The sequence below is a fragment of the Enterobacter cloacae complex sp. P1B genome, from assembly GCF_014982345.1.
Lineage (GTDB): Bacteria > Pseudomonadota > Gammaproteobacteria > Enterobacterales > Enterobacteriaceae > Enterobacter > Enterobacter bugandensis.
This window is the reverse complement of the sequence record NZ_JADCLF010000013.1, coordinates 551742-572457: the sequence shown is the minus strand read 5'-3', so window position 1 is coordinate 572457 and position 20716 is coordinate 551742. Positions and strand designations below refer to the sequence as shown.

The 20716-nt window shown below is 55.4% G+C and carries 14 protein-coding genes; 8 read left to right on the top strand and 6 right to left on the bottom strand.

Translation table 11 applies throughout. The features are described from left to right. Positions 1–78 precede the first annotated feature (78 nt). Positions 79–825, bottom strand: coding sequence for a bifunctional NADP-dependent 3-hydroxy acid dehydrogenase/3-hydroxypropionate dehydrogenase YdfG (gene ydfG, locus INF77_RS15525; RefSeq protein ID WP_193531813.1), 747 nt, complete (start codon positions 823–825; stop codon positions 79–81). 142 nt (positions 826–967) lie between these two features. Between ydfG and dcp the strand changes: the two genes are divergently transcribed. The 3 genes from dcp to INF77_RS15510 all read left to right on the top strand — a co-directional run bounded on the left by dcp (position 968) and on the right by INF77_RS15510 (position 6590). Beyond that, positions 968–3001, top strand: coding sequence for a peptidyl-dipeptidase Dcp (gene dcp, locus INF77_RS15520; RefSeq protein ID WP_193531814.1), 2034 nt, complete (start codon positions 968–970; stop codon positions 2999–3001). Between the two features lie 410 nt (positions 3002–3411). Next, positions 3412–4959, top strand: coding sequence for a methyl-accepting chemotaxis protein (locus INF77_RS15515; RefSeq protein WP_193531815.1), 1548 nt, complete (start codon positions 3412–3414; stop codon positions 4957–4959). Positions 4960–5384: 425 nt separating this feature from the next. Next, a complete protein-coding gene (locus INF77_RS15510; RefSeq protein WP_193531816.1) occupies positions 5385–6590 on the top strand; it encodes an MFS transporter in 1206 nt (401 codons plus the stop codon). Positions 6591–6608: 18 nt separating this feature from the next. On the opposite strand, the gene INF77_RS15505 is transcribed toward INF77_RS15510, so the two are convergent. Continuing rightward, a complete protein-coding gene (locus INF77_RS15505) occupies positions 6609–7598 on the bottom strand; it encodes a 2-hydroxyacid dehydrogenase (RefSeq protein WP_028013015.1) in 990 nt (329 codons plus the stop codon). Between the two features lie 322 nt (positions 7599–7920). Here INF77_RS15505 and INF77_RS15500 point away from each other — a divergent pair, with 322 nt between their 5' ends. From INF77_RS15500 to INF77_RS15485, 4 genes are all read left to right on the top strand, one after another. Beyond that, the gene (locus INF77_RS15500; protein WP_048999433.1) at positions 7921–8676 is read left to right on the top strand and encodes a DUF4225 domain-containing protein; all 756 of its coding nucleotides are present in this window, start codon (positions 7921–7923) and stop codon (positions 8674–8676) included. 542 nt (positions 8677–9218) lie between these two features. Further along, the gene (locus INF77_RS15495; RefSeq protein WP_193531817.1) at positions 9219–11858 is read left to right on the top strand and encodes a YdbH family protein; all 2640 of its coding nucleotides are present in this window, start codon (positions 9219–9221) and stop codon (positions 11856–11858) included. Continuing rightward, positions 11855–12040, top strand: a complete 186-nt coding sequence (locus INF77_RS15490; protein WP_028013019.1) for a YnbE family lipoprotein — start codon at positions 11855–11857, stop codon at positions 12038–12040. The genes INF77_RS15495 and INF77_RS15490 overlap by 4 nt, the downstream gene beginning before the upstream one ends. Before the next feature lie 7 nt (positions 12041–12047). Further along, positions 12048–12365 carry a YdbL family protein gene (locus tag INF77_RS15485; protein WP_028013020.1) on the top strand — a complete coding sequence of 106 codons (318 nt, stop codon included), beginning with the start codon at positions 12048–12050 and terminating at the stop codon, positions 12363–12365. On the opposite strand, the gene feaR is transcribed toward INF77_RS15485, so the two are convergent. Continuing rightward, positions 12366–13274 (bottom strand): transcriptional regulator FeaR, encoded by a 909-nt coding sequence (gene feaR, locus INF77_RS15480; protein ID WP_193531920.1) that lies wholly within the window; start codon positions 13272–13274, stop codon positions 12366–12368. A gap of 241 nt (positions 13275–13515) precedes the next feature. On the opposite strand from feaR, the gene INF77_RS15475 reads away from it, so the two are divergent. Further along, positions 13516–15015: an aldehyde dehydrogenase family protein gene (locus INF77_RS15475; protein ID WP_193531818.1), complete on the top strand. Its 1500-nt coding sequence runs from the start codon at positions 13516–13518 to the stop codon at positions 15013–15015. A gap of 40 nt (positions 15016–15055) precedes the next feature. Here the strand turns inward: INF77_RS15475 and INF77_RS15470 are convergent, their stop codons facing one another. The 3 genes from INF77_RS15470 to tynA form a co-directional block, all read right to left on the bottom strand. After that, positions 15056–16162, bottom strand: a complete 1107-nt coding sequence (locus tag INF77_RS15470) for a GGDEF domain-containing protein (protein ID WP_193531819.1) — start codon at positions 16160–16162, stop codon at positions 15056–15058. Between the two features lie 73 nt (positions 16163–16235). Then, positions 16236–18206: an alkyl/aryl-sulfatase gene (locus INF77_RS15465; RefSeq protein ID WP_193531820.1), complete on the bottom strand. Its 1971-nt coding sequence runs from the start codon at positions 18204–18206 to the stop codon at positions 16236–16238. 163 nt (positions 18207–18369) lie between these two features. Next, complete coding sequence (tynA, locus tag INF77_RS15460) at positions 18370–20646, bottom strand: primary-amine oxidase (protein ID WP_193531821.1); 2277 nt, start codon at positions 20644–20646, stop codon at positions 18370–18372. Positions 20647–20716 lie beyond the last annotated feature (70 nt).

Here is a 20716-nt window from a genome sequence, read left to right as displayed (position 1 = left end):
TCAGAGAGTTAGCCCGAACATACTACCATTCTTTTATGACCCGAAACAGACCCGGCCCGCGGGCCGGGAAGGGCTTATTTAGCCACGATGGACGCTAAGTCCGGCAAAACTCTGGCTGACCGGCATCATTTCCACGGTATTGATGTTGACGTGTTTTGGCAGCGTCGCGACCCACCAGACCGTTTCGGTGACGTCTTCCGGCGTCAGGGCGTTGGCGTTTTCGTAGGTTTTATCCGCTTTCGCGTCATCGCCCTTGAAGCGCACGTTGGAGAATTCGGTGCCGCCTACCAGCCCCGGCTCGATATCGGTGACGCGAATGGCGGTGCCGTGCAGGTCGGTGCGCAGGTTCAGGCTGAACTGGCGCACAAACGCTTTGGTCGCGCCGTAGACATTACCGCCCGCGTAAGGCCAGCTCCCGGCGGTAGAACCGATGTTGATAATGTGGCCGCGGTTGCGCTCGACCATGCCCGGCAGCACCGCGCGGGTCATGTACACCAGCCCTTTGTTGTTGGTGTCAATCATGTTTTCCCAGTCTTCAACGCAGGCTTTGTGGGCAGGCTCCATGCCCAGCGCCAGACCGGCGTTGTTGACCAGTACGTCGATGGCACGCCACTCTGCCGGCAGGCTGGCAATCATCTCTTCAATGGCCGCACGGTTACGCACGTCCAGTTGCGCGGTCAGGATGCTGTCACCTAAATCGTCCTTCAGCTCCTGAAGGCGCTCCTGACGACGACCCGTTGCAATCACCTTATGCCCGTTGGCGACGAAGCGACGCGTGATGCTTTCACCAAAACCTGCCGTTGCCCCGGTAACTAAAATAATCATCTCACTGTTCCTCAACGCTTTTTGTGTGGTACTAACATAGCACGCCCGCAGAGGGTGCGTTAAGGCAACATTTGTATGACGGCGTTGCAGGCGATGGCGGCCTGGCCTACTCTGGGAAGATATTCGTTCGGAGGAGTGAAAGATGACGGCCACCAACCCCTTTTTTGACATCAGCCTGCTGCCTTACCAGGCTCCCCATTTTGATACCATCAAAGACGAGCATTATCGTCCGGCCTTCGATGAAGCGCTTCGCCAGAAGCGGGCGGACATAGAGGCGATAGTCTCTCACACCGCTGCGCCAGACTTCACTAACACCGTGCTGGCGCTGGAGAAAAGCGGCGTCATGCTTGCGCGCGTCAGCAGCGTTTTCTTCGCCATGACCTCCGCGCACACCAATGCGTACCTGCAGGAACTGGAGGAGCAGCTCTCCACCGAACTTGCCGCGCTGGCGAACGACATCTGGCTGAACGACACCCTTTTCGCCCGCGTCGAGAGCGTCTGGCAGGACCGCGCCGCGCTGGATGCCGAATCCCGTCGGCTGGTCGAGGAGACGTACCAGCGCTTTATTCTGGCCGGCGCGCGCCTGAATGAAGCGGAAAAAGCCGAGCTGAAGGCGCTGAATACCGAGGCCGCGTCCCTGACCAGCCAGTTTAACCAGCGCCTGCTGGCCGCTAACAACGCGGGCGGGCTGGTGGTGGATTACGCGCACCAGCTTGAAGGCCTTAGCGCCGAAGAGATTGCCGCCGCGGCGCAGGCCGCCGCGGAAAAAGGGCTTAACGACCGCTGGCTGATCCCGCTCCTGAATACGACACAGCAGCCTGCGCTAGCCGCGCTGCGCAATCGGCAGACGCGCGAAAACCTGTTCAACGCCGGCTGGACGCGCACCCAGAAAGGGGATGAAAACGACACCCGCACGCTGATCCTGCGCCTTACGGCGCTGCGGGCGCGCCAGGCCCGTCTGCTCGGCTTTGAGGATTACGCCAGCTGGAGCATCGCCGACCAGATGGCGAAAACCCCGGCCGCCGCGCTGGAATTTATGCGCGGCATTGTGCCTGCCGCCCGCGCCCGCGCGGAACGCGAGCAGGCCGATATTCAGAAGGTCATCGACGACGAGCAGGGTGGCTTCACCGTGCAGGCCTGGGACTGGGCCTTTTATGCTGAGCGCGTGCGCCAGGCGAAATATGCCCTCGATGAATCGCAGATTCGACCCTATTTTGCGCTCAATACCGTATTGCAGGACGGTGTATTCTGGGCGGCCAGCCAGCTGTTTGGCATTCGTTTTGTGGAGCGTTTCGACATTCCGGTTTATCACCCTGACGTCCGCGTATGGGAAATTTTTGACCATACCGGTGAGGGCATGGCGCTGTTTTACGGCGACTTCTTCGCCCGCGATTCCAAGCAGGGCGGGGCCTGGATGGGCAATTTCATCGAGCAGTCCTTTGAGTTTGCTGCCCGCCCGGTGATCTACAACGTCTGCAACTACCAAAAGCCGGGTAACGGCGGCGTCGCGCTTCTCTCCTGGGATGACGTGATAACCCTGTTCCACGAGTTTGGCCATACCCTGCACGGTCTGTTTGCCAGCCAGCGCTTCGCCACGCTGTCCGGTACCAATACGCCGCGTGATTTCGTTGAATTCCCGTCGCAAATCAATGAGCACTGGGCCAGCCATCCTCAGGTGTTTAGCCACTATGCCCGTCATTACGAAACCGGTGACCCCATGCCGGACGCGCTGCGGGAAAGCATGCTCAACGCGACCCATTTCAACAAGGGCTATGACATGACGGAGCTGCTGAGTGCGGCGCTGCTGGACATGAACTGGCACGGCATCAGCGAAGCCGTGTCGAGCGTTGAAGAATTCGAAGCCGCCGCGTTGAAAAAAGAGGGGCTGGATCTGCTCGCTGTACCGCCGCGCTATCGCAGCAGCTACTTTGCCCATATCTTCGGCGGCGGCTACGCTGCGGGATATTACGCCTACCTGTGGACGCAAATGCTGGCGGACGATGGCTATCAGTGGTTTGTCGAACAGGGTGGATTGACGCGTGAAAACGGGCAGAAATTCCGCGAGGCGATTTTGTCCCGTGGTAACAGTACGGACTTGGCTGAACTGTATCGCAGCTGGCGCGGGCACGATCCGAAGATTGAACCGATGCTGGAGAATCGCGGGCTGAGCGCATAAAGTCACTTTTAGCTAAGAAGATAACCGGGCCCCGCGCCCGGTTTTTTTTTAAGGTCTGAAAGCCCGAAAATGGTCAAAAAAAGAGCTAAAATTTACATTTGCTAACGGTTTGAAATATATTTATATTAAATGTGCTTAAATTTAGGCGCTTTTACCAATCTCAAATTTATAATGCTCGCAAGTTTATTTAATTATTTATGCTGACTGAAGCATGGCCTTTTATTGCATATAAGAATCATCGCAAAAAGATGATTTTAATATTTTTATCCCAGTCTAAAGTATTAATTTTCTCTGCCGATTAGCATGGGTGTGGTCGTGGTGGAAACCCATTTCCATTAACCACAAAAAATAAGCCGTTATTAAAATTCATCTCCGGAAGATGAACCTATGCTAATTATTAAGGAAGAGTCATGTTTAAAAATCTCAACATCGGCACCCGGCTTACCATAGCATTTGGCGCAATTGTGGTTTTAATGTCAGTCGTCTGCGGGCTGCTCTATTTGAGCTTTGACAGAGTGACTGCCGTCAGCAAGCTCAACGTTCATAGCTATAAAGTGGTGGATAACCTTCGCTCCGTAACCGAAAACCTAATCAACATGGAAACCGGCATTCGCGGTTTTGCGCTCACCGGCAATCAGGACGTTCTTCAACCCTTCACGCAGGGGGATGAGAGGTTTAAAAGCAAAGTTGACGAAATTGCAGGGCTTACGCGTGATAACCCGTCGCAGCAGCAAAAATTAACCACCCTCTCCAGGCTTGAAGAAGAATGGAAAAGGTCATTTGCGCTGCCGTTAATCCAGCGAAGAGAGAACGTATCCCGCGGGGGGGAAGATATGGATGCGTTCATCAGTAGCCTGGAGCGTAATACCGGAAAAGAGCAAATGGACGCCATGCGGGGTGTTATTCAGCAAGCGCTGAACGACGAGTACCGCATTATGGCTGAACGTCAAACCCGACTGGCTGAAGAACGCTTCCGTACGCGCATGATGATAATCCTGGGAATGATTGCGGCGGTTGTCACCGCGCTGCTGACGGGCATTTTGCTGTCGCGCAGTATTCTCCGACCGCTAAAGCAGGCCGTGAATACGGCGAACACCATTGCCGCCGGCGATCTCACATCAACCATACATATTACCCGGATGGATGAAACCGGCACGCTGCTTGCGGCTCTGGACAACATGCAGACCCAGTTGAAAACCCTTGTCACTGAAATCAAAGAGGCCGCGACGTCGGTGGATCTGGCTGCCGGTGAGATCGAGCAGGGCAATATGGAGTTATCGTCTCGTACCGAGGAGCAGGCGGCGGCGTTGCAGCAGACTGCCGCCAGCATGGAACAGTTGACGATGACCGTTCGGAACAATACCGAGGTCGCGGAGCATACGGCAACGTCAGCAAGAAAGACGGAAGCACTGGCACGTGAAGGTGAGTCTGCCGTGGGCGAAATGAGCGAAACGATGCAGAATATCTCGGCTAACGCCCTGAAGATAAAGGAAATCACCAGCGTTATAGAAGGGATTGCTTTCCAGACTAATATTCTGGCGCTGAATGCGGCGGTCGAGGCTGCACGTGCCGGTGAGCATGGTCGTGGCTTCGCCGTGGTGGCGACGGAAGTCAGAAATCTCGCTCAGCGCAGCGCAACGGCGTCCAAAGAAATTGGGGCGCTGATTGAGCATGCCGTTGAGGATGTCGATAACGGTGTGTCGGTGGCATCCAGAACGGCAGAGACGATTTTGCGGGCTGCGAGCAACGTGGCTACGCTGGCAGAAACTATGGACAGTCTTTCAATGGCCTCGGTTGAGCAAATGCAGGGCATCATGCAAATCAGCGCTGCTGTCACCCAGATGGATGGCGTGACGCAGGGTAATGCGGCGCTCGTTGAGCAGTCCGCAGCGGCATCGCAGGCGCTGACCGAGCAGTCCAGGGCACTGAAGCAGATGACGGAAAACTTTGCTATTTGAGCAGCAAAAGCATAATCAAAAGGTAAAGCTCCGGTGTTTTAAACGCGAATTTTAATCAAACCAGCAACGGGGGCGCTAATAAAAAGGGGCGTCCCCGTGAATAATGAAGAAAATAGCCGAGCGTCAGTGACAAATTAAAAATACTGACTACGATTTCGTAAAACGAAAATTTAAAAGGAGTTTCTGATGGCGATTGCTGTGGTGACAGTTTTACTCTTCCTGTTGATGTTCCCGGCGGCTATTCACATTTTGCTACAGCTCGTTGGAGGCTGGTGTGACGAGTAGCCTCCCCGGTTAATCCGGTCTTTTGGGCCGTCATCTGATTTTCAATAAGCAGCGCTACGCTACATTTTTAATTTTATTGTACGATCGTCTGGACGCGGGTCATCGCGAAACGCGAGCCGGATAATTTACAGGCAGGAAGTATGTCTCTTCGTTCGCTGCGGGCGTTATGCCTGACAAGTTTTTTCATTGCGGATGTCCGTGATGGCCTTGGTCCTTTTCTCGGTATCTTTCTGACAGAACCCCACTGGAGCCCCGATGATATTGGCATCCTGATGACTGCCGGTGGGCTGGCGGGATTGCTGGCTACGCTCCCGGCGGGGGTAATTACTGACACTTCGCGGAACAAACGCGCCGTACTGGCGCTGCTCTGCACTTTGATCACCCTGAGCACGCTGCTGCTCTGGTTTAGCCAGCAGACCAGCGTTGTTGCCGTCTCACAAATGGTCACCGGCATCTGCGCGGCGTTTGTCGGGCCGCTCATCGCCGGGATTACGCTGGGCCTGACCGGCCAGCGCGGGTTCAGCGCGCAGATGGGCAAAAATGAGGCGTTTAATCACGGCGGCAATTTTGTCACCGCAGTGATAGCAGGCGGTATTGCCTGGTACTGGGGCGTCGGGGGGATTTTCCTGCTGATGACCTGCACGACGCTGCTGACGCTCTGCGCGCTGCTTGCCATCCGCAACGGGGACATTGATAACGATGCGGCGCGAGGGCTTTCATCCTCAGGTAGCGTTCCTGTCCCCGGCTTCGCGGTGCTGATTAAAAACCGGGCGCTGTTTGTGACCGGGCTGACGCTGCTGCTGTTCCACCTGGCGAATGCCGCACTGCTGCCGATGCTGAGCATGAGGGTGGCCGCGGCACCCGCCTCGATCAACCCTGGCCTGTACGCGGCAGGCACCGTCATCATCTCGCAGGCGGTGATGATCCCCGTTGCCATCTGGGTTGCAGGCCGAATAGAACGCTACGGCTACTGGCGCTTGATTATGCTGGCACTGCTGGTTATGCCGGTGCGCGCGGCGCTGGCGGCATCGACCGACGCGCCGTTAATGATGATCCCGGTACAAATTCTCGACGGTCTCGCCGCCGGGATCCTGGGTGTCGTCGTACCGTCGTTTATTGTGGTGCTGCTGCGCGGAAGCGGGCACGTAAATGCCGGGCAGAGTGTGGTGATGCTGATGCAGGGAGTGGGGGCAGCCATGAGCCCGGCGTTAACCGGCACGATCGCCGGTCATTACTCGTTTGCGACGGCATTCAGTGTCCTGAGCGCGATTGCGCTGGCCGCCGTCCTGCTCTGGTGGCGCGTTGCTCACCGAAGCTGGGAAACAAACGCGCCGGATGAAGCTTAGCCCCACCCGGCGTAGCATTTAAGCCAGTTCGTTAGGGCACGGTTCACCCTTTTCTAACTGCTGAAGATTCCCCAGCGTGGTTTCCGAAATGCTGATCAGCGCTTCGGCAGTCAGAAACGCCTGGTGGCCGGTAAACAGGACGTTATGGCAGGCAGACAGACGGCGGAACACGTCGTCCTGGATCACATCGTTGGACTTGTCTTCAAAGAACAGATCGCGTTCGTTCTCATAGACGTCCATCCCCAGCGCACCAATCTTCTGGGTTTTCAGCGCTTCGATAGCAGCCTGAGAGTCAACCAGACCGCCGCGGCTGGTGTTGATGATCATCACGCCGTCTTTCATCTGGTCAAACGCCGCCTGGTTAAGCAGGTGGTAGTTTTCCGGCGTCAGCGGGCAGTGCAGGGAGATCACGTCGGACTGCGAGAACAGCGTTGGCAGGTCGACGTACTCCACGCCCAGATCCAGCGCTGCGGCGCTCGGGTACGGATCGAATGCCAGCAGACGCATGCCGAAGCCTTTCAGAATGCGCAGGGCAGCCACGCCAATTTTACCGGTGCCGATCACGCCCGCGGTTTTGCCGTACATGGTAAAGCCGGTCAGCCCTTCCAGCGAGAAGTTGGCGTCACGCGTACGCTGATAAGCGCGGTGAATACGACGGTTGAGCGACATCATCATGCCAATCGCATGTTCTGCTACCGCTTCCGGGGAGTACGCCGGGACGCGAACCACCTTCAGACCCAGCTCTTTTGCCGCGTCGAGATCCACGTTGTTAAAGCCGGCGCAGCGCAGGGCGATATACTTCACTCCCTGCTTTTTCAACTCTTCCAGCACCGGACGACTGCCGTCATCGTTAACAAAAATGCAGACGCCTTCACAGCCGTGCGCCGTTTTGGCGGTTTTTTCGGACAGCAGAAAGTCGAAAAATTCAAGCTCAAACCCGTAAGCTTCGTTAACATGTTGCAGATACTTTTTGTCGTACTGCTTTGTGCTATATACCGCGAGTTTCATAAGACTTTCTCCAGTGATTTTGCATTCACGTTAGCATGATTAAAATTATCTTACAATTTCTAAAATATTATTGAATTCAATAAGTTCTATCAATTATTCTAGAGCATATATACACCCTAACTCCATGATATTCATATCCAACGTTTTCTTAAGTGCGTGTTATACAAAAGACATGCCTGTTAGTTTCAATTTTCAGGAACGCAAGGGTTACCAAAGCCTGAAAACGTGGCTAAGCTTAGTTGTTGATATGACGTAGCTCTTTGAATGTATTAACATCAAAGGTAGTATTAGCATTATCGTTTAAAAATGACAGGGAGACCGAATGTACAACCATAATCGGGATAAAAGTCATTTCGAAGGGAAAGTAGTTGAGATTGAAAATCTCGCGCAACGTATTGCCACAAAGCATTTGCTTTATGGTACTTCAGGCATGTTTTTTGAAACTCAACAACTTGTTGATCATCTGAAACGAGAGATCGAATCGCATTGCCTGACGTGGTCAGGTGGGATTCAAATACTTGATGAACAGATTCATCATCTCAAGGATCAGGATGATTTACTTACCTTCAACAAGGCTAAGCTCTACATCGTTGTTGAAAAAAATCGGACCACAACGACGACCTTAGCCCTCAAACAAATTGGTTTCGTTGCGGGTGGGGCGCAAGTGTATGGTGGCGCTAGTTTATGCGTCGGATCGCTGGGACTGGCCTGCGCCGCATATGGTGCACCTATGATTACTCATGGGTTAAACAATATGTATGAGAATGGATACTATCTTCTTTATCGGGAAGATCGGTCAGGCACGCTAAGAGATGCTTATCGTTTCGCGGCAGCGAAGCTCGGCTATGGGAATAACGAAGCTGATATTGTTTATGGCGTTGTTGATATATCATTATCAGCCTACGGTGCTGGCAGGAGAGTTCTGGCTCCCAGAGAAAAATCGTGGAGTTTGTTTCGCAACATTGAATCTGATTATATCAGAGGATGGCAGGAAGCGTCTAAAACAGCGATGGCTCTGGATTTGACCAGTGGGAGCGTCACAGGTTGGCAGATGTACCAGATAGCTAAAGAGAATTAATTATGTCGCAACAGTTTGAGTTGTCATTAACTCCCCCCATTCTACCTGCTTTATGCTATTTCATTGTTTCTATTTTAATTTTTTTCCTGTTGTACGTTGGAAAACTCAAGGTCAATAGGCTCCGTAAATATCCATTGTTCATTGCCTATACGCTGTTTGTGATAGCGATTGCAGCCATCCAGATTAATGTTTTTGCCAACGGCTATGAGTTTGTTCGCGGTTTTTTACATATCGATTTTGATCCATGGCGGTACGATTCAGTGTATTGGGGGTCGTTGATATTTGCCATGCTCTACCTATTGGCAATGCCCAGGAACAGGTATTAGTTACGCAGTGTTTTCCCGTTTTTACGTCTGAGATAATGCGTAACCCACTGAATCTAAAATGTGTTCTGTAGGTTACGCATAGCAAAAAAGTTTTCTCATACTCTTTACAGCATCTATCCTTTATCTTGGGGTTAACTTCAACTCAACCGCCAAACATGCGACAATATTCGGCATTGCCGGCTTAATTCTTTCGAAAAATCAGGACATTAACTGCCCATGAAGGGTAAATACAAAGCCGCCATTGCGGTTTTACTGCTGTTGATTTTGGTGCCGCTGACGCTGCTGATGACGCTCGCCCAGTGGGTGCCGACGCTCGCCGGGATCTGGCTCCCCGTAGGGACGCGCATTGCTTTCGAAGAGAGCCCAAAACTGACTCGCCACGCGCTGGTGATCCCCGATCTTCGCTATCTGGTGGAAGACTGTGAAATTGCCCGCATCGATAACGTGACGCTGTCACATCCTAGCCGCTGGAAACTGGATATCGGCGCGCTGGATCTTAACACCGTCTGCCTGAGCAAAATTCCCCAGTCTGCACCCTCAACGGTCGCCCCCAAAACGCTGGCCCAGTGGCAGGCTGTGTTGCCCAATACCTGGCTCACCATTCACCGTCTGACGCTCTCGCCCTGGCAGCAATGGCAGGGCGAGCTTAATGCGTCACTGACGCCCTCCAGCCAGGAGATCGCTTACCGAGGCGAACAGGTCAGCATCAAAGGCACGCTTCGCGGCCAGACGCTCTCGGTCAGCCAGTTCGATGTTCAGCTCCCTGACCAGGCGCAGCCGATTAAGCTGGTGGGCGAGTTCACTTTGCCGCTGGTGCCGGACGGCGTGCCGGTGAAAGGCCATGCGGTCGCGACCTTTAACGTGCCACAGTTAACGTCTCTGGTCGATGCCGATCTCGACTGGGAAGACAATCAGGGACAGCTGGTGGTGATGGCGCGGGATAACCCCGATCCGCTTCTCGACCTGCCGTGGCAGATCACGGCGGAACAGCTGAACATCAGCGACGGGCGTTGGAACTGGGATCTTTCGGGTATGCCGTTGAGCGGGCGGGTGTCCCTTCGCGCCGACAACTGGCAGCAGGGGCTGGAGAAAGCCACCCTGAGCGGACGACTGAACGTGTTGACGCAAGGCGATGCGGGTAAAGGTAACGCGGTACTGAACATTGGGCCCGGCAGGCTCAGCATGGAAAACAGCAACATGCCGCTGCATCTGAGCGGCGAGGCGAAGCAAAACGATCTCATTCTTTACGCCAAATTGCCCGCCACACTGACCGGCAGCCTGTATGAACCGCAGCTTGCTTTTGAGCCCGGCGCGCTGCTCCGCTCGCGCGGGCGCATTATTGACTCACTCGATATCGATGAAATCCGCTGGCCGCTGGCGGGCGTGAAGCTCACCCAGAAGGGGGTGGACGGGCGTCTGCAGGCTATTCTGCATGCCCATGAAAACGAGATGGGCGGTTTTGAACTCCACCTGGACGGTCAGGCCAACGACTTTTTACCTGATAACGGCCTGTGGCAGTGGCGCTACTGGGGAAAAGGCGGCTTTACGCCGATGCATGCCCGCTGGGATGTCGCCGGGAAAGGCGAGTGGCGAGACAACCTTATTGAGCTGACGGCGCTCTCCACCGGTTTTGACAAGCTTCAGTACGGCACCATGGAGGTCAGCAAGCCGCGTCTGGTGCTGGATCGGCCTGTACGCTGGCTGCGCGATGCCGAAAAACCCGCATTCAGCGGCGCGCTGTCGCTGAATGCCGGGCAAACCCGGTTCTCCGGCGGCAGCGTATTACCGCCCTCGGTCCTGACCTTCAGCGTCGACGGTACCGACCCGACTGTTTTTCAGTTTAAGGGCGACCTCCATGCGGACAACATCGGCCCGGTACAGGTGAACGGACGCTGGGATGGCGTGCGCCTTCGCGGGCAGGCCTGGTGGCCGAAACAGTCGCTCACCGTCTTCCAGCCGCTGGTTCCGCCGGACTGGAAAATGACGCTGCGTGACGGTGAACTCTATGCGCAGGTTGCCTTCTCGGCGGCCCCCGATCAGGGCTTTGAGGCGGGCGGACACGGCGTGCTGAAATCCGGCAGCGCCTGGATGCCGGACAACCAGATCAACGGCGTCGATTTTGTGCTGCCGTTCCGCTTCAGCGAGGGAACCTGGTCCCTGGGCACGCGCGGCCCGGTCACGTTGCGCATTGGCGAAGTGGAAAACCTGGTGACCGCGCGCAACATTACCGCGGACCTGCAGGGGAATTATCCCTGGACGGAGGACAACCCGCTGCTGCTCACCAACGTTAAGGTAGAAACGCTCGGCGGGAAGATCACCATGCAGCAGCTGCGGATGCCGCAGCACGATCCGGCCCTGCTGCGCGTGGACAATATCTCCTCAAGCGAGCTGATCAGCGCCGTCAACCCGAAGCAGTTTACCCTGTCGGGCCCGGTGAGCGGGGCGCTGCCGTTCTGGCTGGACAATGAAAAATGGATCATTAAAGATGGCTGGCTGACCAACCCGGGGCCAATGACGCTGCGCATCGACAAAGATACGGCAGACGCCATCGTGAAGGATAATATGGTCGCGGGCGCAGCGATTAACTGGCTCCGCTACATGGAAATTTCGCAGTCGTGGACGAGAATCAATTTAGATAACCTGGGTGAATTAACCATGCAGGCGACCATCAAGGGGACCAGCCGCGTGGACGGCAAAAGCAGCTCCGTCAATCTGAACTACACCCATGACGAGAATGTCTTTACCCTGTGGCGCAGCCTGCGTTTTGGCGACAACCTGCAAACCTGGTTTGAGCAACACGCGGCGATTCCCGGTCTCCGCAGTTCGACTGGCAAGGAAAGTGAGGAACAACAATGAAAAAGATGGCTGGTGCGCTCACCGTTGCCGCGCTACTGACCGGCTGTACGCCGCGCATTGAAGTCGCTGCGCCAAAGGAGCCGATTACCATCAATATGAATGTCAAAATCGAACACGAGATCCACATCAAGGTCGATAAAGACGTTGAAGCCCTGCTGAAATCGCGCAGCGATCTGTTCTGAGGATGCCATGAAACGATTAGCGTTGATTTTACTGGCCCTGAGTATAAACGTGCAGGCGGCTGCGCTGACCTTAAACGATGCCCGCGCGCAGGGGCGCGTGGGGGAAACCCTGAGCGGCTATCTTGCTCCGATCCAACAGGATGCCGAAACGCTGGAGCTGGTGAATCGCATTAACGCAGCGCGCACGGAGAGCTATCAGAAGCTGGCCGACAGCAATAATTTGCCGGTTGATGAAGTGGCGAAAATGGCGGGGCAAAAGCTGGTGGCCCGCGCGCAGCCGGGCGAGTACGTGAAGGGCATTAACGGTAAGTGGCTGAAAAAATAGCTAACGGTAGCGCTTGCGGTATTCACCCGGCGAGACGCCAAAACGCTGCTTAAAGGCCGTTGAAAAGTGGCTATGGTCGGTGAATCCCCAGCTGTAGCCAATGCCCGCCAGCTTTTCATCGTCGCCGGTTGACTGCAATTCCTGCGCGCAGAGATCCAGACGACGGTTTTTAATGTACTGCGCCACCACCAGCCCCTTCTCGGCAAACATGCGGTAGAGGCTGCGTACGGACATTCCGCTCTCGGCGGCAATCCATTCCGGACGCAGCGATTCAGACTGAATATGGTTGTCAATCAGGGCCACAACGTGCTGGAACTGGCGCTCCTTGCGCGGCTGAATCACGTCGCGCTGCTGGAACGCGGGGCGCAGCAGGCAGACCATCGCCTCAAGCGCCGCTTCACTCTCCCGGTCACTCAGGTCGCGGTTGTTCATACTCTCCATCAGCAGGCGATGGCTCAGCTGTACCGTGGGTAAGGTGCGCGAAAGGGCGAGCGCGCAGCTTATCTCCTGAAAGCGGCACTGTTGCTCGATAATCTGACGGGGAACCAGCAGCGAAATCTGGCGGGACTTTTCCTGCCAGTTAATCGAGCAGGGACGAGAGGCGTCAATCAGCGTGATATCCCCGGTTTTGAGTACCGCGCGACGCTCGTCCTGCTCAATTTGCGCGCTGCCTTCAAGCTGGAAGACGGTGTAGAACCAGGCATCATTACTCTGTGCGATCTCCCGTCGGGAGCGGAACAGGTTGACGCCGCCGGCAGTGACGGTACTGAGCTTCAGGCTGCGCGCATAGCTGGTTTCCAGCTCGCCGAAGAATTTGCCTTCGGTGGGCTGGGCGTTAAAACGCCCGCAAACCTGGTTAATCTGCGCCAGCCACTGCTGATACTGTTCCTGCTCGCTTGCACACGCCATCGTTTCTCTCGCTGCACCGTCAACGTTTTCGCATTGTTGCATTTGTGTTGCATTTTGTCAGAGCTATGAGGCTGACTATAGGAAAGAACACTCACCGGTAACAGCGATATAAGCGGCGATTATCGCGATTTGCGGCACCTGTCACAGGTGGCAAAGCGAATGTCACAGAGACAAAAGCGAGAATGCAAAACCCCACATAGACTGGATGAACACCCTGCGAAGAATAACGAAGGAGTATCCTATGTCTGAATCACAGGTGGCTGTTCTGCCTGCCGTGCAGCAGTTTTTAGACCGACACCACGGCCTGTGGATTGAAGGGCGTCAGGCCGCGTCGGACAGTGAAAAGCGGCTGAACGTCTACAACCCGGCCACGGGCGATGTGATTGCCTCGACCGCCGATGCCAGCGTCGATGACGTTGACCGGGCCGTTATGTCCGGCTGGCGCGCCTTTGTCGCCCGCAGCTGGGCCGGAAAATTACCGGCGGAGCGCGAGCGGATCCTGCTCCATTTCGCCGATCTGGTCGAACAGCACGGCGAGGAGCTGGCCCAGCTTGAAACGCTGGAGCAGGGCAAATCAATTAACATCTCCCGTGCTTTTGAGGTGGGCTGCACCCTCAACTGGATGCGCTATACCGCCGGGCTGACCACCAAAATTGCGGGCAAAACCCTCGATCTTTCCATCCCGCTGCCGCAGGGGGCGCGCTACCAGGCGTGGACGCGTAAGGAGCCGGTTGGTGTGGTGGCCGGGATTGTGCCCTGGAACTTCCCGCTGATGATCGGGATGTGGAAAGTGATGCCAGCGCTGGCCGCGGGCTGCTCTATCGTCATTAAGCCGTCTGAAACCACACCGCTGACCATGCTGCGCGTGGCGGAGCTGGCCAGCGAAGCGGGCATCCCGGACGGGGTGTTCAACGTAGTAACCGGCAGCGGCGCGGTGTGTGGCGCAGCGCTGATCTCGCACCCGCATATTGCGAAGGTGAGCTTTACCGGCTCAACGGCAACGGGTAAGCAGATTGCCCGTGCGGCGGCGGACACGCTAACCGGAGTGACCCTGGAGCTGGGCGGGAAAAACCCGGCAATTGTACTCAAGGATGCGGACCCCGCATGGGTGATAGAAGGATTAATGACCGGCAGCTTCCTGAACCAGGGGCAGGTGTGCGCGGCGAGCTCGCGCATCTACATTGAAGCCCCGCTGTTTGACACGCTGGTGAGCGGGTTCGAACAGGCGGTGAAATCCCTGAGCGTCGGGCCGGGCATGTCGCCGGAGGCGTTTATCAACCCGCTGGTGTCGCGCGCCCACTGCGATAAGGTGCAGACCTTCCTCGACGAGGCGACGTCGCGCAATGCGGAGCTGATCGTCGGTAATCGCGGCCCGGAGGGCAAAGGCTATTACGTGTCGCCTACGCTGGTGGTGAACCCGGATGCCGCGCTGCGGTTAACCCGAGAAGAGGTGTTTGGTCCGGTGGTCAACCTGGTGCGGGTATCCGACGGAGAAGAGGCGCTCCAGCTGGCAAACGACACCGAATATGGCCTGACGGCCAGCGTCTGGACGCAGAATATCAGCAAGGCGCTGGAGTACACCGATCGGCTGCAGGCGGGCACCGTGTGGGTGAACAGCCATACGCTGATTGACGCCAACCTGCCGTTCGGCGGGATGAAGCAGTCCGGCACCGGACGTGATTTTGGCCCGGACTGGCTGGACGGCTGGTGCGAAACCAAGTCGGTTTGCGTGCGGTATTAAAAAACAAGCCGGGTAAGGCGTAGCCGCCACCCGGCTTTATTTACAGCGACCACCGATCCCGTCCGGCCTCTTTCGCCCGGTACAGCGCCGCATCGGCGCGGGCAATAATCTCGGTACCCGCAAGCCCCTCGACCATACCCGCAATCCCCATACTCACGGTGACACGATCGCTGACGGATGACGCGCTGTGCGGTATCGACTCCGCGCGCAGGCCGTCCTGAATGCGTACCGCAACTTTTTCCGCGATATTTTCCGGGCAGTTAAACAGGATCACCACAAACTCCTCGCCGCCGTAACGTGACACCACATCGTCGGGCGTTCGCACTGACTGCTTCAATACCCGCGCCACGCGCGTCAGACAGTCGTCACCCGCCTGGTGACCGTAGGTGTCGTTGTAGCGTTTGAAATAGTCAATATCCAGCATAATCAGCGAGAACGGTTTCTTCTGCTCAACCGCGTTCTCCAGCACCACTTCCATCTTCCGGCGGTTGGCGGTTGTGGTTAACGGATCCTGATGCGCCAGCGCATCCAGTCGTGAGATCAGCAGCTGGTTTTGCTGGTTACGTCGCCAGGCCTCGTCAAACCAGCTTAAGAGGATGAATCGCCCGCAGATCAGGATCAGCGAAAAGACGCTCCAGATGATAACGAAGTGAAGATTAAGGCCATCATTCAGTACCCAGCTTGCAATCGGCAGGGTTATCCAGAGCGGGAGCACGAAGGCGAGCAACCCCACAGGGTAAAAGTAGAGGGCCGTTAACCCAGCGAGTAATAAAATAACGCACAGCGGCCAGACGTGGGGCAGCAGTAAATCGGTGATAAACCAGAAGCATGATATCGACCAGATAGCGCTACAGATACACAGCACTACGCTGATACCGGCGATGCGCCGCCAGCCCATAAGGATCAGTGCAGCCGAGAGGATAATAATGCCGAGCATCGATGTGTCGACCATTTTCATCATATGCGGCAAGTGGGGATAAAGGGGATCGCTGGCGTTAAGCAGAACATGGCGCAGCAGAATCATCACGGCGAAGCTGATGTTGACGAAAGCCAGCCAGGGCAGGTTCATCGCCAGCCCGTGCATAACCATGGCGTGGCGCGTCGGCCAGGTTGCTCGCTCAAGTGTCGGTTTTTTTCTTTTTTCCATTGACGCTGTTTACCCCGTCCAGGGAATAAGTTAAGCAGAAAAGGGCGGGCAGGCCGCCCTTACGTATGCATCGTTACGGCGTCACAATGTTAAACCAGAAATCAAATTTATCCATATAACCGAGCATGGTGTCGAGTTTTGCACCGTCGCCAGCGATTTTCACATCACCGTTGTCTTGCGCCTGTTTGAGCGTCATCTCTTTGAGGATAATTTTGTTCAGCGTATCGCGGCTAAGGGTGATGGTAGCATCAGCATCTTTTGCCTCGGCGTTCGCCGTATGGTTCAGCACGCCATTTTCCAGTTCCAGCTTATATTTCCCGCCATCATTACCCAGATCAATATTAAACACCGATTTGGCATCGCCCGCTTTTTGTCCGTTGATGTGTACGGCAAGATAATCGAAGAACATCTCCGGGGTCATTGCCCGCACGGTATCCGGGCTGGCGGTATTCGGGGTTGGCCCTTTCACCACGCCATTACGCAACTCCTGCGCTCCGGTCAGATAGAAGTTACGCCACGGGCCGGATTCTGCCTGATAGCCAAGCTGCTCAAGCGCATCCGCTTCCAGGTTGCGTGCAGCCTGGTTGTTCGGATCGGCAAAGACCACTTTGCTCACCACCTGCGCTACCCAGCGGTAGTTTCCTTGATCGAAGTCGGTTTTCGCTTTGCTCAGTATGGCATCCGCGCCACCCATATACTCCACGAATTTCTTCGCGGCTTCTTCCGGCGGCAGTTCGTCAAGCGTCGCCGGGTTGCCGTCAAACCAGCCCAGGTAAAGCACGTAGGTGGCTTTCACGTCGTGGCTCACCGAACCGTAATAGCCGCGGTTAGCCCAGGTATGCGCCAGCGAATCCGGGAGCTTGAAGTTAGCAGCGATTTCGTCACGCGTTAGCCCTTCATTCGCCATACGCAGGGTCTGGTCGTTAATGTAACGATAGAGGTCACGCTGACTTTTCAGCAGGTTGACCACGTTTTCGTTGCCCCAGGTCGGCCAGTGGTGCTGTGCCATGATGATTTCGGCTTTATCACCCCAGCGTACAATCGCCTGGTTGATGTATTTCGACCACGGTAGCGGCTCGCGGATTTTGGCCCCGCGCAGCGAGTAGGTGTTATGCAGGGTGTGGGTCACATCCTCAGCGGATTCAATCAGTTTTTTCTCTTCGATATACCAGAGCATTTCTGACGGTGCTTCGGATCCCGGCGCGAGCATAAAGTCATAGGTCAGGCCGTCTATGACCTCTTTCTGGCCGTCTTTTTCAATGATGTTTGTCGGGGCAATCAGCGTCACTGTCCCGGCGGAGGTGGTGGTCCCGAGACCGGCACCCACCTGGCCTTTAGCATCGGGTTTCAGCAGGTTGCCATACATATAGCTGGCGCGACGGCTCATCACGTTACCCGCCATGATGTTCTCGACAACGGCCGCTTCCATAAAACCGGCCGGGGCGTAGATTTTTACCTTGCCGGACTTCACGTCAGCTTCTTCCACCACGCCGCGCACACCGCCATAGTGATCAACGTGGCTGTGGGTATAAATTATGGCGACGACAGGTTTTTTGCCGCGATTTTTAAAATAGAGCTCCATCCCGACTTTCGCCGTTTCTGCCGAAACCAGCGGGTCAACCACGGTAACACCTTCTTTCCCTTCGATGATGGTCATATTCGACAGGTCGAGATTTCGAATCTGATAAACGCCGTCGGTTACTTCAAACAGGCCGCTAATATTAATCAGCTGAGATTGACGCCATAAACTGGGGTTAACAGTCTCTGGAGCTTTATCTCCCTCTTTAATAAACGAATATTGTTGTGGATTCCAGATAACATTTCCTTGCTCCCCTTTGATAATGTCCTGAGGAAGAGGCGCAATAAAGCCTTTATGGGTATTCGTAAAATCGGTGTTATCGGAGAAGGGAAGCTGATTAAACAGGGCGTTATTGACTTGCTGTGTCGCTGCAGTGGCGTCCTTCGGGGCTTCTGCGGCAGCGGAACTGACGGAAATAACAAGTCCAGCCAGAGCAAGACTCCTGACGATCAAATTGAATTTCATCCTAAAACCTCTCAATGATGTATTACGTCGCTTGTGGAAAATTCGCGTCCTGGCTGAAAGTGATTCGAAATGAAATAAAAAAATGAAGTAGAAATAACTATAATCGGGGAGAGGTATTCAGCAAGTAAATGGATAAAACCGGGCATTGTGCCCGGTACGTTATTTATTTCTGTTCGTCTTTCTTCTTCCCGAGCGTTGGCGTCTCGTCGAAGAAGTTCCACGGTTTAAGCAGGGTATGCACCCATTCCGTCGGCATGATCGGCCACTCTTCCGCGCGTGCGACGTGGGTGGTGCCGGTGGTCATCCACACCACGTCGTCCTGGTCGTTGAGCGACTCGTTATCCTTGCTGTACTGGCCCAGACCCGTATCGTGGATGGAGCGGTTAGGGAATTTCCCTTCCGGATACAGCTCGTCCGGGTGGTAACGCGTCACCCACAGCTGTTTATCCATAAAGCTCAGACGATGGTAGATCCACTCGTCCGGTGCAAATTTCGCGCCTGTCGCCACCGGATGGGTACCGCCCGCGTAAGGGATAATCTGGTACGAGACCGGGTTGCCCATGCGGTTCTCCTTGCTGGTGTTGCTCAGCAGTCGGATGGTGCCCGGGTCAAACTTCTGCGCCGCCTGCTGTTCGGTATCAATGTCATACTGGTTCACCTGCATGGTGCTGGTGCGCGGGCCGCCGGCGGTATTCGGCTTCACCTCCGGATCCATCGCCACCAGCTTGTTGTTGATGCCGTCCACGTCCATATCAAGACGGAAGTTATAGATGTGCTGATGCGTGGTGCCCACGATATTATGATCGATCAGCGTGCCGTACTTTGTGTCGTCTTTGGCGGTGGCATCATGCATGGTTTTTGCCTGCACGCCTTTCACCGCCTCGATACCCGTTGCACCGGCGTCAATGCCGATGGTGCCGTTTTCGTGGAACACCCAGTCGAAGATGTAATCGTAGTTGCCCACGGTACTCACCCAGCGCACCACCAGCTCGCGGCGTTCGGCGCTGACGTTCGGCTTGCCCATCTCCTGATGTTTATATTCTGGCCCCGCGTAGCGTTCGAAAATGGCGATCGCGCGCGGGATCTCCATCGGCGTGCCGGTGTAGTCCGGGATGGTTTCGTTGAGCATCACGGCGTTGGACGGCACGTCTTTACCGCGCACCAGTGGCGAGGTCAGGGTGCCCATGCCGTAGTCGCCGGAGTCGAGATAGGCCTTGAAGTACCAGCCCACGTCCGGATCGCCGTAAGGGACAATCATGCCGCCGAGCGATCCCTGATACATCACCTGACGCTTTTTCCCGTTGTCGTTGTAAGTGACGGTCGAAATCATCGGGCCGACGCGGGAGTCCAGGCTCAGGTGGAAATCCCAGTTCTGCCAGTGCACCATGTCGCCGGTAATGGTGTAGTTCTTGCCTTCCGGCTCAATGATGTTGAGCGGTTTTTTCGGCGTCTCGACACGGTCGCGGCCATCATAGGGGCGCGGAGTCATCGGAACCGGCACAACGGCACCTTCTTCAATCTTCTGGATTTTTTTCTGCTCAAGATCGACCACGGCCACGAGGTTCTCGATCGGGTGCGCCCAGTAGTTGCCGTCGCCGACGTCCAGATAGCTCACCACCTTAAGCAGGCGGTCTTCCTGCTTCAGGCCGTCTTTACCGTCGAAGTAGCCGACGGTAAGCGGCGTGGTGATCACTTTTTTCGGGTCGGTGATGCCGTGTTTTTTAAGCACCTCGGCAAACTCCGAGCTCTCGTTAATGATCTGCTGAACCGCGGTGAAATCATCCAGCAGCACCATGCCGTGCGCGTCCTTCACCGGCTCCCAGCGCAGGATTTTTTTATCCTTCAGGTCCACTACGCTTTCGATAACCTGCTTGCCGTCGAGCATGACGATCTTCGCCTGGCGAGGGACGTCCACTGCCGTACCGTTGAGCACAAAGTCCCACACTTTGGCTTTCTCTGGTTGCGCAAGGGCGATCTGGGTAAAGCGGGTATTGGGTTTAAAATCCGCCGAGGCTTTCACAATCCCGACAGCCTGCTTAATTTCGTCCGCCGTGAGCGCGTTTAGCGGGTGAGGACGTTTTTCAACCTGGAAGGTCTGGTCAAGACCAGACTGGAAAACATCGTTGATGAAGGTCTCTGAGATAAAGGCTTTTTTGTCCTTCATCACTACCGGCACTTCAAGATTGAGGGGGTGACCGTTGACGATGGCCGTCTTTGCGCCCGGTTTGACCTTCACGAAGGCGCCGTCTTTCGCAATGGTGAACATCTGTGCGTAATCATCCCACTGAACGTCCGCGCCAAAATCCTGCAGTGTTTTGTCCATCGGGACCATATGCGCCTCGCTGCCGTGGGCGAATGCAGGGGATTGCCAGGCGCAACACAGCGCAACGGCCATGGCCAGTGCCGTTCTACGGGCAGAAAAAGAAGAATTGCTTCCCATCGTAGACCTCATCTTGTTGTGTTTTTAGGGTTTATTGTGTTGTGACAGCCTTATCCTGACAGGCGCCTGA